We start from the raw sequence: 14179 nt of genomic DNA on the forward strand, positions 1-14179 counted from the left end.
TCGTCACGCGCCTCAGTCCTCTTTGGCGAGGGCTTCGCGCAAGGCGGTCTTGAGCTGATCGCCAATCTCAGGCTTGCCCGCAAAGGGGTCGGTCGGGTTGCGGGCCTGCATGACGTCTTCCAGGCGCACTTGCACCATGCCAATCGATTTGGGGTGGGTGTAGATGTAGAACTTGCCCGCTTCAATGGCGTCGTACACCAGTGCAGCGGTGTCGGCGGCGGTCACCTTGCCCGACGTCACGGCCTTGGCGCTCATGGCCTGGCCGATCAGCTGGCTGGCGGTCGGCTTGGCGTCGGTGCGCAGCTCGGCGGGGCGATTGCGGTGCGACTGGTGGATGCCGGTGGGCACGAAGTACGGGCACAGCACCGAAGCGTGCACCTGCTCGGTCACCAGAGCCAGGTCCTGATACAGGGTCTCGGACAAGCTCACCACCGCGTGCTTGCTGACGTTGTACACGCCCAGGTTGGGCGAGTTCAGCATGCCGGCCATCGACGCGACGTTGACGATGTGGCCCTGGTAGGCGGGGTTCTTGCGGGCTTCGGCCAACATCAGCGGCGTGAAGATGCGCACACCGTGGATGACGCCCCAGAGGTTCACACCCAGCACCCATTCCCAGTCACGCGGACCGGCTTCCCAGATCAGGCCACCGTAGGCCACACCGGCGTTGTTGATGACGATGTGGGGGACGCCAAAACGCTCCAGGCACAAGTCGGCCAAAGCCTGGATGTCTTCACCGCGAGAGACGTCACCGCGCAGAGCGGCCACCTTGGCACCAGCCTCCGTCAGCTCGGCCACCACCTTGTCCAGGGCTTCTTGCTGCACGTCAGTGAGCACGAGGTTGAGGCCCTTCTGGGCGCCCAGGCGAGCCAGTTCCAGGCCAAAGCCGCTGGCGGCGCCGGTGATGACGGCCGTCTGGCCTGCTTGCAGTTTCAGTTGCGACATGTTGTGTTGTTTCCTGTTTTAGGTGTCAGATCAGTTTGACCAGTTGCTTGCCGAAATTCTTGCCCTTGAGCAGGCCCAGGAAGGCGTCGGGCGCGCTGGCAATGCCTTGCGCAACGGACTCGCGGAACTTCATCTGGCCGGTGGCGACCATGGTGCCCAATTCCTTGACGGCATCGGGCCACACTTCGGGGTGTTCGCTCACAATAAAGCCCTCGACTTTGAGCCGGTTGACGAGGATCAGCGCCGGGTTCTGCATCGGGGTGGGCTCGCCGTTGTAGCCAGCGATCATCCCGCACATGGCGATGCGACCGAAGGCGTTCATGCGCAGTAGCACGGCGTCCAAAATCATGCCGCCCACGTTTTCGAAGTAGCCGTCGATGCCGTTGGGCGTCGCGTCTTTCAAGGCCTTGTAGAAACTCTTGGGATCGGGGTTGGCCTTGTAGTCGACGCAGGCGTCAAAGCCCAGTTCCTTGACCACGTAATCGCACTTGTCGGCGCCACCGGCCACGCCCACCACGCGGCAACCACGGGCCTTGGCCAGCTGACCGACGACGCTGCCCACCGCACCACTGGCGGCGCTGACCACCACGGTTTCACCGGCCTTGGGCGCGATGATCTTGACCAGACCGTACCAGGCGGTCACGCCCGGCATGCCCACCGAGCCCAGGTAGGCCGACAAGGGGATGTGGGTGGTGTCCACCTTGGTGAGCGCGCCACGCTGGTTGGCGTCGATCACGCTGTGGGTTTGCCAGCCGCCCATGCCCAGCACTTTGTCGCCCACGGCAAACTTGGGGTGCTTGCTGAGCAGGACCTCGCCCACGGTGCCGCCCAACATCACGGTGTTCAGGGGCTGCGGCTCAGCGTAGCTCTTGCTGTCGTTCATGCGGCCGCGCATGTAGGGGTCAAGCGAGAGGTAGTGGTGGCGCACCAGCACCTGGCCATCCGCCAGTTGCTCGGCGGTGGGCAGCGGTGTGTTCACCAGCTTGAAGTTGTCGACCGTGGCTTCTCCCTGCGGGCGCGACACCAGCAGGATCTGTTCGTTGACGAGGCTCATGACATGGACCTTTCAGGTGTGAAAACGGGAGAACGGATCAATCGGAGCCGGGGCCGGCCAGATGGGGCTCAGCGGCTGAGCCCGATGTGGGACGCCCCTTGGGGATGTCTCTCAGGTACTTGAAGGTGCCGGTGGCGTGGGCGCACAGGCGGTCTTGTTCATCAAAGATCTTGCCTTCGCAGAACACCAGGGTGGCGGTGCTGTGCAGCACGCTGCCCACGGCCCGGATGCGACCGACGCCGGGGCGGGTGAAGCTGGTCTTCATCTCGATGGTGACCGCACCAGGGCTCTGCCCTTGGGCGTCGAGGCGCAGGCTGCGGGCGGCGTGCGCCATGGCCACATCCAGCAGGGTCATCATCACCCCACCGTGAGCCACCCCAAACGAATTGGTGTGGTTCTCAGTGAGCGCCAAGGTGATCTCGGCCTGGCCGCCTTCGAAGCGTTGCAGCTCGCAGCCGATGCCCTCGACGAAGGGGATGCGGAAAGCAAAAGGAATGGCCATGCTCTTGCGACGCTCGACTCAGCCCACGAGGGCGCTGACGCCCCCGTCCACCGCCAGGATCTGGCCGGTGATGTGTTTGCCGGCTTCGGATGCAAACAGCAGCACGGCGCCCTTGAGGTCTTCATCGTCACCCAAGCGACCCAGGGGCGCATGGCTGGCCATGTTCTCCTCGCCGACCGCACCGATGAGACCGGCGGTCATCTTGCTGGGGAAGAAGCCAGGGGCCACGGCATTGACGCGGATGCCCAGATGACCCCATTCACAGGCCAGCGCGCGGGTGAAGTTCACCACCGCACCCTTGCTGGTGTTGTAGGCGATGGTCTGCATGAAAGCGGGGTTACCGCCCAGGCCGGCGATGGAGGCCACGTTGATGATGCGGCCCTGCTTGCGCGGGATCATGCTGGCTTTGGCAATGGCCTGCGACAGCAGGAAGTAGCCGCGCACATTGAGGTTCATCACCTTGTCCCAGGCGTCCAGCGGATGGTCCTGCGCGGGGGCACCCCAGCTGGCACCGGCGTTGTTGACGAGGATGTCGACGTCACCCACACGCTCCAGGGTCTCGTCGGCGAGGCGCTGGATGTCTTCGGGCTTGCCAGCGTCGGCGGCGATCCAGCGAGCGTCGATGCCGCGGTCTTGCAGGGCCATGACGGCCTGCTCCAGGTCAGCCGCCTTGCGCGAGCTGATGACGACCTTGGCACCGGCTTCGCCGAGGGCCTGCGCCATCTGCAGGCCCAGGCCACGGGAGCCGCCAGTGATGAGGGCCTTCTTGCCCGTGAGGTCGAACAGGTTCTGGATGGTGCGGGCTTCGCTCATGCGGTGTCTTTCAGTGAAGAAGGAGGCGGTCGTCAGGGCCGGCTGAAACCAATCAGCACGGGCTGATCAGCAGATGTAATCGAGCACTTGGCGGCCCGATGCCATCTCGCGGATCTGGGCGACGACGCCCTGGTGGTGGGGGTGCGGCTGGTAGGCCGCGAGGGCCGCCGCATCGTCAAAGGTGGAGACCAGCACCACGTCAGCCGTGGCCTCCAGGCCCTCGGTCTTGATGCCCACCTCGAACTCGCGGATGCCGGGAACGATGTCCTTGCAACTGTCGAGCAAAGCCTTGACCTTGGGCGCGTTGGCCGGGTCTTTGAGGGTGAACAGGACGATGTGCTTGATCATGGTGAGGTGCTTTCGGTGGTGAGGAACGCCCCGAGTGGATGCTCAGCCGTGCGCTCAGAACCAGTCGGCCTGGGCTTGCGCGCAGGTCAGGTCACGGCGCGAGACCACGCCCAGCCAGGCATCGATCTTGGGCAACTCGTAGGCAAAGAAGTAGTCTGCCGCAGCACGCTTGCCTTGCAGGAAACCGGCGCCCAGAGGCCCTTGGTCCCATGTGCCCTTGGCCTGCGCAGCCTGCGCCGCAATGGCCAGCTCCAGCCAGATCCAGGCCAGCACGGTGTGGCCGAAGGCCTGCAGGTACAGCGTGGCGTTGGCCAGAGCCTCTTCAGGCTGCCCCGTGCTCCATGCCGCCTTGGTGGCAGCGCCCACCTTTTGCAGTGCACCGGCCAGGGCATTGGCGTGCAGCGCCAGGCCTTCGATGTGACCAGCCTTCTGGATGGTTTCGCTGATGCGCTCGGCCAGCACGGCCAGGGCCTTGCCACCGTTCATCACCACCTTGCGGCCCAGCAGGTCCATGCCCTGGATGCCGTGGGTGCCTTCGTGGATCATGTTGAGGCGGTTGTCACGCCAGTACTGCTCGACCGGGAAGTCGCGGGTGTAGCCGGCGCCGCCCAGCACCTGAATGGCCTGGCTGTTGGCCTCCAGCGCCCATTCGCTGGGCCAGCTCTTGGCGATCGGAGTGAGCAGTTCCAGCAGCAGGCGGGCTTTCTCGGCTTCGGCCTCGTTGCCGGTCTGTTCGTCGTCCACCAGCTGGGCGCACAGCAGCGCCAGCGCCAGGCCGCCTTCGGCGACCGTCTTTTGCATCATCAGCATGCGCTTGACGTCGGTGTGCTGGATGATGGGGATCTGCGGGCTACTGGCGTCCTTGCCCGCCGCGGTCATGGCACGGCCTTGCGGGCGGTCCTTGGCGTAAGCCAGCGAGGCTTCGAAGCCGGCGTAGCCCAGCATGGTCGCGCCCAGGCCCACGCCAATGCGGGCCTCGTTCATCAGCGTGAACATGCACTTGAGGCCTTCACCGGGCTTGCCGATCAGGTAGCCCACGGCGCCGGCCTGGCCGTGCACCGGGAACTTGCCTTCGCCAAAGTTCAGCAGGGTGTTGACCGTGCCGCGGTAGCCGCACTTGTGGTTGAGGCCGGCCAGCGACACGTCGTTGCGCTGGTTGGTGATGGTGCCGTCGGCCTGCACCAGCTTGCGCGGCACGATGAAGAGCGAGATGCCCTTCACGCCGGGAATGGTCTTGCCGTCTTCGCCGGGGATCTTGGCCAGCACCAGGTGCACGATGTTCTCGCCCATCTCGTGCTCGCCGCCCGAGATCCACATCTTGTTGCCCTTGAGCCGGAAGCGTGGGCCCAGCGGGTCCTGCTGCCAGGGCGTGGCGCCGTGGGCTTCGCTGCCGGTGTCGGGCACGGCCTTGGTGGCGATGTCCGACAGGCTGGAGCCGGCTTGCGGCTCGCTCAGGCACATGGTGCCGAAGGTGCGGCCTTCAAAGCTGGGCTTGGCGAAGACCTCGATTTGCTGGGGGGTGCCATGCGCCAGGATGGTGTTGGCATTGCCACGCGTGAGCATGGGGTAGCCCGCCAGGGACACGCTGGCCTTGAAGAAGAAGCTCATCGCGGCCATCTCGACCACGGTGGGCAGCTGCATGCCACCGACCGCGGCGTCCTGCGCGCCGGCCATCAGGCCCGAGTCGATGAAGGCCTGCAGGGCCTTGGGAGTCTCGGCCGGCAGGTGCACACGTTCGCCGTCGAACTCGGGCTCCTGCAGGTCGGTCAGGCGGTTGAAAGGGGCGAACTGCTCGGCGGCAATCTTCTCGCCCAGGTCCAGCACTGCGTCGAAGGTGTCACGGCTGTGCTCGGCGTGGCGGGGGCGTTCGCACAGGGCGTCTGCCTTCAGCCAGTCGTAGAGCAGGAAGTCGAGGGTGGCGCGTTGGGTCATGATGACAATCAGTTCAGATCAGGTTGACAGGCAGGCTCAAACGATGCGCCTCAGCGTCCTTTGAAGACGGCTTCGCGACGCTGCAGGAAGGACGCCACGCCCTCGGCAGCATCCTCGCTCTGCATCACGGGCACCATGTCCACAAACAGGTGACGGGCGGCTTCGGCCTCGCCCTCGTTCCACGCCATGCGGGTGGACTTGAGCACGCCTTGCACGCCCAGCGGCGCGGCCTTGGCAATTTGCGTGGCGATCTCGCGGGCCTTGGTGACTTGCTCACCGGGAGGCACCACCTCCTGGACCAGGCCCGTGCGCAGGGCTTCTTCGGCGTACCAGAATTCGCCCGTCAGCAGGTAGCGGTGCGCCGCCCCCCAGCCCATCTGGCGTGGCAGGCGCAAGGTGGCACCGCCACAGGGGAAGATGCCGCGCTTGACTTCCAGCATGGCAAAACGCGTGTCCGAGGCCGCGACGCGGATCTCGGTGTTGAGCATGATCTCCACCCCCCAGGTGAAGCAGTTGCCCTGCACCGCCATCACCACCGGCTTGGTGTGACGCTGGGCCTGCAGGCCGAAGGGGTCGATCTCGCCTTCGCCCACCTCAAAACCCTTGCCATTGCCGAAAATCGGCGCCCACTTGTCCAGCTCGACACCCGAGCTGAAGTGCGCCCCCTCGCCGTACAGCAGGCCCACGCGCAACTCGGGGTTGCGGCTGAGTTCGCCATAGGCGCGGGCCAGATCACGGTACATCTCGGGCGAGAGCGCGTTGTGCTTCTCAGGCCGGTTGACCTTGATTTCCAGGATGTGGCCGTTCTGATTGGTTTCGATGTGAGACATGTCAGACACCTCTGTGCAGGGGCGGTCAAAAAAAGGTCTGCCCAGCCATCGCCTTGCAGACCCTCACGATGGGCTCAGTGCTGCTCAAACTGAGCCATGAATGTCATGGGCTGCTCAGGCCTTGCCGTTGAAGGTCTTGCCTTCGGCCACCAAACGGGCCAGCAGCGGGGCCGGGGTCCAGAAGGCCTGGTCCGCGCCGGGCAGTGCCTGGAAGCCCTTCATCAGCTCGACCACCTTGGGCAGGCCCATCAGGTCGGCGTACAGCATCGGCCCCCCCCAGGTCAGCGGGAAGCCGTAGCCGGTCAGGTAGACCATGTCGATGTCGGAGGCCTTGGAGGCGATGCCCTCTTCCAGGATCTGCGCGCCCTCGTTGACCATCGCCAGCACCAGGCGGTTGACGATTTCCTCGTCGCTGATGGTGCGCGGTGTGATGCCTTTGTCGGCACGGACCTTGTCGATGCAAGCCTGCACCTCGGCCGAAGGGATCGGGTCGCGCTTGCCGGCTTCGTAGTCGTACCAGCCCTTGCCCACCTTCTGGCCAAAGCGGCCCAGCTCGCAAATGGCGTCGCCCACCGGGCTGTAGACCACATCAGGCTGCTCGACACGGCGGCGCTTGCGGATGGCAAAGCCGATGTCATTGCCGGCCAGGTCGCCCACGCGGAAGGGGCCCATGGCAAAGCCGAAAGCCTCGGCCGCCTTGTCCACCTGCGGCACCGTGGCGCCCTCTTCCACCAGCTGGAAGCTCTGGCGCACGTACTGTTCGAACATGCGGTTGCCGATGAAGCCATCGCACACGCCCGACACCACAGCGACCTTCTTGATTTTCTTGGCCACCTGCATCACGGTCGCCATCACGTCCTTGGCCGTGTGCTTGCTGCGCACCACTTCCAGCAGGCGCATCACGTTGGCCGGGCTGAAGAAGTGCAGGCCCACCACGTCTTGCGGGCGCTTGGTCACTTCGGCGATCTTGTCCACGTCCAGTGTCGAGGTGTTCGACGCGAGGATGGCACCGGGCTTCATCACCGCATCCAGCTTCGTGAACACCTGGGCCTTCACCTCCATGTTCTCGAACACGGCTTCGATGACCATGTCGGCCTGGGCGATGTCGTCGTAGCTCAGGGTGGTGGTGAGCAGGCTCATGCGCTGCTCGTACTTGTCCTGGGCCAGCTTGCCCTTGGCCACCTGGGCTTCGTAGTTCTTGCGGATCACACCCACGCCACGGTCGATGGCCTCTTGCTTCATCTCCAGCAACTTCACCGGAATGCCGGCGTTGAGGAAGCACATGGTGATGCCGCCGCCCATGGTGCCGGCGCCAATCACGGCCACCTGCTTCACCTCGCGGGTGGGCGTGTTGTCGGGCACATCGGGGATCTTGCTGGCGGCGCGCTCACCGAAGAAAGCGTGCTGCATGGCCTTGGCCTGCGGGCCGACCATGATGGCCTTGAAAATTTCCAGCTCTTTCTGGATGCCGGTGTCGATGTCGTCCTTCGTGGCGATCTCGATGGCATCGATGCAGCGCTGGGGCGACACCAGACCGCGGCGGGCCTTGGCCATGTCGGCGCGAGCCTTGTCGAACAGGCCCGCATCGGCGACCGTCGGCGCGGGCAGATCCCGCACGCGCGGCATCGGGCGCACCGCAGCCACCTCCAGCGCGAAGGCCTGCGCCCCGGCGAGCAAATCACCCTCGATCAGCTTGGCAATCAGCTGTTGGCCAGGCACCTTGGCCAGCTTGTCGCTGGGCACCGAGGCACCGCTCGTGACCATCTGCAAGGCCATCTCGACCGGCAGCACGCGCGGCAGACGTTGCGTACCACCGCCACCGGGGATCAGGCCGATGTTCACCTCCGGCAGGGCCACCTGCACGCCAGGGGCCATCACGCGGTAGTGGCAACCCAAGGCCAGTTCCAGGCCACCGCCCATCACCACCCCGTGGATGGCGGCGACGACCGGCTTGCTGCTGGCTTCGATGGCCGCGATGACGGCGTGCAGACCAGGCTCGGCAAAAGCCGCCGGGGTGCCGAATTCACGGATGTCGGCGCCACCGCAGAACACCTTGCCCCCACCGATGATCACCACCGCCTGCACGCTGGCATCAGCCTCAGCCTGCTTCAAACCCTCAAACACCCCGGCACGGGTGCTGTGACCAAAGCCGTTGACGGGCGGGTTGTTCAGGGTGATGACGGCGACGCCGCCGTTGACTTGGTAGGTGGTGCTCATGGCGATCTCGGGACGTTGATAGACGGATGCCAGGCCGCGCGTCACCACCTCACGCGGCGACCACGCTCTGCCTGGCGACCAGACAACTCATTCTGACAAGAGTTCTTGTAAGAATATCCGAAGATTGTGGCAGAGCTTGCTCCCCGTGTTGCACAAACACAGGGAAAGTCCCAAGCCACAAAGTCCGCAAATTCCGCCAAGCGAACCAAAAATCAGACCTCCAGCCACTCCTTGCGGACGTACTGGTCGGCCCGCAGCTCATCGGGGGTGCCGTGGAACACCACCTCACCGTGGCCCATCACGTAGCAGCGCTGCGAGATGTCCAGGGCGATCGTGAGCTTCTGCTCCACCAGCAGCACAGCCAGGCCGCGCTTTTGCAGCTCCTTGAGGTACTCCCCCACCAGTTCCACGATCTTCGGCGCCAGCCCTTCGGTCGGCTCGTCGATCATGATCAGGTCCGGGTCGCCCATCAGGGTGCGACACAGCGTGAGCATCTGCTGCTCACCGCCCGACATCACGCCCGCCTCGGTGTGCTGGCGCTCCTTCAGGCGCGGGAACATCTGGTACATGTCGTCCAGGCTCCAGCGTCCGGGCTTCTTACCCCCCTTCTGGCCCAGCAGCAGGTTCTGCTCCACGGTCAGCTTGGGGAACACATCGCGGCTTTCGGGCACATAGCCCAGGCCGTGGCGCGCGATGTCGTAGGTCTTGTGCCCCAGCAGCTCCTGGTCATTCCACTTCACAGAACCTTGTGCATCCACCAGGCCCATGATGGCCTTGATGGTGGTGGAGCGCCCCGAGCCGTTGCGGCCCAGCAGGCTGACGATTTCGCCGGGTTTGACCTCCATGTCGACGCCATGGAGGATGTGGCTCTTGCCGTAAAACGCGTGCAGGTTTTGAATGTTCAGCATGCTCAGACTCCTGCCTCGGCGGCCTGGTTCTGGGCCAGCACCGAGCCCAGATACGCCTCTTTGACGCGGTCGTTCGCCCGCACGTTCTCGGGCGTATCAAAAGCGATCACCTCGCCGTACACCAGCACCGCAATGCGGTCGGCCAGCCCGAACACCACACCCATGTCGTGCTCCACGGTCAGCAAGGTCTTGCCTTCCGTGACTTCACGGATCATGCGCACGAAGTTCGCCGTCTCCGACTTGCTCATGCCGGCCGTCGGCTCATCCAGCAGGATCACATTGCCACCGCCGGCGATGGTCACGCCCACTTCCAGCGCACGCTGCTCGGCGTAGGTCAGGGAGGTGACATGCACGTCGCGCTTGCGACGCAGGCGGATCATGTCCAGCACCTCTTCCGCACGCTGGTTGACCGCGTCCAGCTTGGAAAGGAAACGCCAGAAGGCGTAACGCTCACCCATGGACCACAGCACCGCGCAGCGGATGTTCTCGAACACGCTCAAGCGTGGGAACAGGTTGGACACCTGAAAGCTGCGGGCCAGGCCGCGGCGGTTGATCTCGTAAGGCGTCATCCCATGGATGGCTTCGCCATTCAACAGGATCTCGCCACTGGTGATCGGCAGTCGCCCGCTGATCAGATTGAACAGCGTGGACTTGCCCGCGCCGTTGGGGCCGATCAGGGCCACGCGCTCGCCGGCTTTCACCGCCAGCTCGGCCCCTCGGATGATTTCGGTCTTGCCAAAAGACTTGCGCACGCTGCGCAACTCAAGTGCCAGACCTGATGCAGATGCCTTGTGCTCGCTCATGGTTGGCCTCTCAATGCATTTGACGACGGAGGTTCTCCGCCTCGATGTCTTCCTGGATCTGTCCCCACTGGTGCACGAACTGACGCCGCACCAACTCGAACAGACCCACACCCGTGATCAGCAGGAACACCGATCCCACCCAGGCATCCACGCCATGCGTGTTGATCGTCGCGCCCATGAAGCTCATCTCGGGGCCCAAGGCCTCGTTGAGCTTGATGTGATAGACCATCTCCACGATCACGGCCACCGCGGTCAGCACCACCAGCAGCGATCCCGCCAAAGCCAGGTACGAGGTCCAGAGACGACGCAACATACCGTAGGCGGCCAGGCGCAGGTTCATCATGATCAGACCCGAGATGCCACCGGGGGCGTACATCACCATCACCAGGAAGAAGATGCCCAGATAGAGCAACCATGCCTTGGTCATCTCCGACAGCAGCACCGTGGCCAGCACCATCATCACCGCGCCGATGATCGGCCCGAAGAAGAACAAGGCGCCACCCAGGAAGGTGAACAGCAGATAGGCCCCGGAGCGGTGCGCACTCACCACCTCGGCGGTCACGATCTCGAAGTTGATGGCGTACAGGCCACCCGCGATGCCGGCAAAGAAGCCCGCGATCATGAAGGCCAGATAGCGCACACGCTGGGTGTCGTAACCGATGAACTCGACCCGCTCGGGGTTGTCGCGCACGGCATTCAGAATGCGCCCCAGCGGCGTCTGCGTGAAGGCAAACATCAACACCGTGCACACAAAGGTGTAGACCGCGATCAGGTAGTACACCTGAATCTCGGGCCCGAAGGTGATGCCCAGGAAGGGCTCACCCACCATGCGGTTGCTGGAGATGCCGCCTTCACCGCCGAAGAACTCCGGCAGCATCAGCGACATCGAGAACACCAGCTCACCAATGCCCAGGGTGATCATCGCAAAGATGGTCCCCGACTTCTTGGTGGTGATGGAACCCAGCAGCGCCGACACCAGCAGGCCAGCCACACCACCGACCAGCGGCAGCAGGCTCACCGGCACGTTCCAGGCGCCCTCGGACACCTTGTTGAGCACATGGATGGCGGCAAACGAGCCCAGGCCCGAATACACCGCATGGCCAAAGCTCAGCATGCCGCCCTGCCCCAACAGCATGTTGTAGGACAGGCAGGCAATGATGGCGATGCCCATTTGCGTGAGCATGGTCATCGACAGGCTGCTGTCGAACACCTTGGGCGCCACCAGCAGCACCAGGGCGAACAGGGACCACAGCACGATACGGCCCACATTGATGGGACGGAATGTGTACATCTTGTCAGTCATGGTCTCTTTACTCCTCGCGGGTGCCCAGAAGGCCCTTGGGTCGGAAGATCAGGATCAGCACCAACAGGAGGTAGGGCAGGATCGGCGCCATCTGCGACACCGAGATCTTCAGGATCGGGTAGGCCCAGTGCTCAAAAGAGACCGGGCTGCCCAGCTTCTCCATCACCGACACCACCGACACGTCGATGACCACGGCAAAGGTCTGGATCAGGCCAATCAGGATGGAGGCCAGGAAGGCCCCCGCCAGCGAGCCCATGCCGCCAACGACCACCACCACGAAGATGATGGCCCCCACCGAGGCCGCCATGTTCGGCTCGGTCACGAAGGCGTTGCCCCCGATGACGCCAGCCAGACCAGCCAGGGCACAACCGCCCCCGAACACACCCATCATCACGCGCGGGACGTTGTGACCCAGCGACTGGGTCATCTCGGGGTGCGTCAGCGCAGCCTGGATGATCAGGCCGATGCGGGTGCGGGTCAGCAGCAGCCACAAGGCCACCAGCATCGCCAAAGCCACCATGGCCATGAAGCCGCGGTACATCGGGAACTGGGTGCAAGAGTTGCCGGCGGCTGCACAAATCGCCGCATCACCGGCGCCCGCAAACCAGCTCAGGCCATGCCCCTGGATGTTGGCCAGGGTGAACAAGGCCCCATCCAGCGCCTCGGGCACGCGATAGTCCACGTTGGCCGGGCCCCAGATCAGGCGCACCACTTCCAGCACCACATACGACAGGCCGAAGGTCACCAGCAGTTCCGGCACATGACCGTAAGGATGCACCTTGCGCACCGAATAGCGCTCGAACGCCGCGCCCAGAGCGCCCACCAACAGCGGTGCCACGATCAAGGCGGGGAAAAAACCGATGCTGCCCGTGAGCGCATAGGCGAAATAAGCACCCAGCATGTAGAAGCTGGTGTGCGCAAAGTTCAGCACGCCCATCATGCTGAAAATGAGCGTCAACCCGGAGCTGAGCATGAACAGCAGCAGCCCGTAGCTGAGCCCGTTGAGGGCAAAGACAAAAAACGTTTCCATGACTGGCCCGCAGAGTTCGTTCACCGGTCAAGCCGGCACCACGATCAGGTCAAAAAAAGGGCATGCGACGCGCCGTAGCGCCCTCGCATGCCCTCAGCGCCTCACATCAAGAAGGGCGCTTCATCTGGCACGAAGTGGGCGTGCTGGCCACGTACGCGTCAAACTGCTTGACCGGCACAAAGGTCATGCCCGTGCCTTCCACGTTGTACGGGTTCTTGGCATCCACTGGCGCCCATTTGGTCAGGAACACAGGCTGCTGCATCTGATGATCGCTCTTGCGCATCTCGACCTCACCATTGAAGGTCTTGAACTTCAGACCTTCCATCGCGTAGGCCACCTTGACTGGGTCCGTCGACTTGGCGTTGGCCATCGCGATCGTCAGCATCTGCAGGCCCGAGTAGGTCGCGGCGGAGTAGTAGTCGTCATTGAAACGCTTCTTGAACTCGTTCACCAACTGACCATTCAGCCCCCCCAGGTTGTAGTGCCCATAGCCGATCTGATAGACACGGCCGTTGGCAGCCTTGCCCAGAGCGGTGGGCGTGCCACCGAAGTTGGCGTAGTAGGTGTAGAACTTGGCCGTCAGGCCGGCGTCGTTGGCGGCCTTCACCAACAGCGACAGGTCCGAACCCCAGTTGCCCGTGATCACGGTATCGGCACCCGAGGCCTTGATCTTGGCGACATACGGCGCGAAGTCACGCACCTGGGCCAGCGGGTGCAGGTCGTCGCCCACCACCTGGATGTCCGGGCGCTTGCGCTTGAGGTTTTCCTTCGCGTACTTGGAGACCTGGTGGCCGTGCGCGTAGTTCTGGTTGATCAGGTAGACCTTCTGGACGTCCTTCTGGTCCTTGATGAAGGTGGTCATGGCTTCCATCTTCATGGAGGTGTCGGCGTCCAGACGGAAGTGCCAGAAGCTGCACTTGCTGTTGGTCAGATCGGGGTCCACCGCGGCGTAGTTCAGGAAGACGATTTCCTTGCCGGGGTTGCGCTGGTTGTGCTTGTTGATGCCGTCGATCAGGGCCGTGGCGGCGCCCGAACCCAGACCCTGCACCACGTAACGCACGCCCTGGTCCGCAGCCGACTTCAGCGCGTTCAAGGTTTCGGCAGGGCTCAGCTTGTTGTCGATGCTGACGATCTCGAACTTCACGCCAGCCGGGTTGTTGGCGTTGAGCTTTTCAGCGACAAATTGGTAGCTCTTGAGCTGGTTCTGACCCACGCTGGCCATCAGGCCCGACAGCGGATCGATCCAGGCGACTTTGACGGTCTCACCCTTCTGGGCAAACACCGCACCGGCGCTCAAAGAGGCCGCCACCATCACGCTCATTGCTCGTACAGGGAATCGCATCGCTAGCTCCTTATTCGGGGGGATCGGAAGTCGTTACCCTCCCAATCTATCCCCCATGTTCGCGGGGGTCAGTCAGAGCTTTCCCGTAATGTGCGAACACGCATTCCACTCTGCAGTTCACAAAGAAAAAAGGACACCCGAAGGTGTCCTTGTTA

Annotated in this window: 13 protein-coding genes; all 13 read right to left on the reverse strand. The window is 63.7% G+C overall.

From position 1 onward, the window contains the following. Window positions 1–12: 12 nt before the first annotated feature. Window positions 13–942 (reverse strand): SDR family oxidoreductase, encoded by a 930-nt coding sequence (locus WIT60_RS07235; protein ID WP_339583269.1) that lies wholly within the window; start codon window positions 940–942, stop codon window positions 13–15. 25 nt (window positions 943–967) lie between these two features. Then, entirely contained in the window at window positions 968–1996 is a 1029-nt protein-coding gene (locus WIT60_RS07240; protein ID WP_339583270.1) for an NADP-dependent oxidoreductase, read from the reverse strand. 37 nt (window positions 1997–2033) lie between these two features. Continuing rightward, window positions 2034–2498: a PaaI family thioesterase gene (locus tag WIT60_RS07245; RefSeq protein ID WP_339583271.1), complete on the reverse strand. Its 465-nt coding sequence runs from the start codon at window positions 2496–2498 to the stop codon at window positions 2034–2036. 18 nt (window positions 2499–2516) lie between these two features. Next, complete coding sequence (locus tag WIT60_RS07250; RefSeq protein ID WP_339583272.1) at window positions 2517–3311, reverse strand: SDR family oxidoreductase; 795 nt, start codon at window positions 3309–3311, stop codon at window positions 2517–2519. A gap of 66 nt (window positions 3312–3377) precedes the next feature. Beyond that, the gene (locus WIT60_RS07255; RefSeq protein ID WP_339583273.1) at window positions 3378–3659 is read right to left on the reverse strand and encodes a Dabb family protein; all 282 of its coding nucleotides are present in this window, start codon (window positions 3657–3659) and stop codon (window positions 3378–3380) included. 54 nt (window positions 3660–3713) lie between these two features. After that, complete coding sequence (locus WIT60_RS07260; RefSeq protein ID WP_339583274.1) at window positions 3714–5591, reverse strand: acyl-CoA dehydrogenase; 1878 nt, start codon at window positions 5589–5591, stop codon at window positions 3714–3716. Window positions 5592–5641: 50 nt separating this feature from the next. Then, a complete protein-coding gene (locus tag WIT60_RS07265; protein ID WP_339583275.1) occupies window positions 5642–6421 on the reverse strand; it encodes a crotonase/enoyl-CoA hydratase family protein in 780 nt (259 codons plus the stop codon). Window positions 6422–6535: 114 nt separating this feature from the next. Next, a complete protein-coding gene (locus tag WIT60_RS07270; protein ID WP_339583276.1) occupies window positions 6536–8638 on the reverse strand; it encodes a 3-hydroxyacyl-CoA dehydrogenase NAD-binding domain-containing protein in 2103 nt (700 codons plus the stop codon). A 212-nt stretch (window positions 8639–8850) separates the two neighbouring features. Further along, window positions 8851–9546 carry an ABC transporter ATP-binding protein gene (locus tag WIT60_RS07275; protein ID WP_320364167.1) on the reverse strand — a complete coding sequence of 232 codons (696 nt, stop codon included), beginning with the start codon at window positions 9544–9546 and terminating at the stop codon, window positions 8851–8853. 2 nt (window positions 9547–9548) lie between these two features. Further along, the gene (locus tag WIT60_RS07280) at window positions 9549–10349 is read right to left on the reverse strand and encodes an ABC transporter ATP-binding protein (RefSeq protein WP_339583277.1); all 801 of its coding nucleotides are present in this window, start codon (window positions 10347–10349) and stop codon (window positions 9549–9551) included. A 10-nt stretch (window positions 10350–10359) separates the two neighbouring features. Next, window positions 10360–11652 (reverse strand): branched-chain amino acid ABC transporter permease, encoded by a 1293-nt coding sequence (locus tag WIT60_RS07285; RefSeq protein ID WP_339583278.1) that lies wholly within the window; start codon window positions 11650–11652, stop codon window positions 10360–10362. A 7-nt stretch (window positions 11653–11659) separates the two neighbouring features. After that, window positions 11660–12682, reverse strand: a complete 1023-nt coding sequence (locus WIT60_RS07290) for a branched-chain amino acid ABC transporter permease (protein WP_339583279.1) — start codon at window positions 12680–12682, stop codon at window positions 11660–11662. A gap of 106 nt (window positions 12683–12788) precedes the next feature. Beyond that, entirely contained in the window at window positions 12789–14024 is a 1236-nt protein-coding gene (locus tag WIT60_RS07295; protein ID WP_339583280.1) for a branched-chain amino acid ABC transporter substrate-binding protein, read from the reverse strand. Window positions 14025–14179 lie beyond the last annotated feature (155 nt).

Source organism: Aquabacterium sp. G14 (assembly GCF_037482285.1).
Taxonomy (GTDB): domain Bacteria; phylum Pseudomonadota; class Gammaproteobacteria; order Burkholderiales; family Burkholderiaceae_C; genus Aquabacterium.

Coding starts and splice junctions, on each gene's coding strand:
- WIT60_RS07235 (WP_339583269.1), bottom strand. CDS start 942: ATGTCGCAACTGAAACTGCAAGCAGGCCAGACGGCCGTCATCACCGGC.
- WIT60_RS07240 (WP_339583270.1), bottom strand. CDS start 1,996: ATGAGCCTCGTCAACGAACAGATCCTGCTGGTGTCGCGCCCGCAGGGA.
- WIT60_RS07245 (WP_339583271.1), bottom strand. CDS start 2,498: ATGGCCATTCCTTTTGCTTTCCGCATCCCCTTCGTCGAGGGCATCGGC.
- WIT60_RS07250 (WP_339583272.1), bottom strand. CDS start 3,311: ATGAGCGAAGCCCGCACCATCCAGAACCTGTTCGACCTCACGGGCAAG.
- WIT60_RS07255 (WP_339583273.1), bottom strand. CDS start 3,659: ATGATCAAGCACATCGTCCTGTTCACCCTCAAAGACCCGGCCAACGCG.
- WIT60_RS07260 (WP_339583274.1), bottom strand. CDS start 5,591: ATGACCCAACGCGCCACCCTCGACTTCCTGCTCTACGACTGGCTGAAG.
- WIT60_RS07265 (WP_339583275.1), bottom strand. CDS start 6,421: ATGTCTCACATCGAAACCAATCAGAACGGCCACATCCTGGAAATCAAG.
- WIT60_RS07270 (WP_339583276.1), bottom strand. CDS start 8,638: ATGAGCACCACCTACCAAGTCAACGGCGGCGTCGCCGTCATCACCCTG.
- WIT60_RS07275 (WP_320364167.1), bottom strand. CDS start 9,546: ATGCTGAACATTCAAAACCTGCACGCGTTTTACGGCAAGAGCCACATC.
- WIT60_RS07280 (WP_339583277.1), bottom strand. CDS start 10,349: ATGAGCGAGCACAAGGCATCTGCATCAGGTCTGGCACTTGAGTTGCGC.
- WIT60_RS07285 (WP_339583278.1), bottom strand. CDS start 11,652: ATGACTGACAAGATGTACACATTCCGTCCCATCAATGTGGGCCGTATC.
- WIT60_RS07290 (WP_339583279.1), bottom strand. CDS start 12,682: ATGGAAACGTTTTTTGTCTTTGCCCTCAACGGGCTCAGCTACGGGCTG.
- WIT60_RS07295 (WP_339583280.1), bottom strand. CDS start 14,024: ATGCGATTCCCTGTACGAGCAATGAGCGTGATGGTGGCGGCCTCTTTG.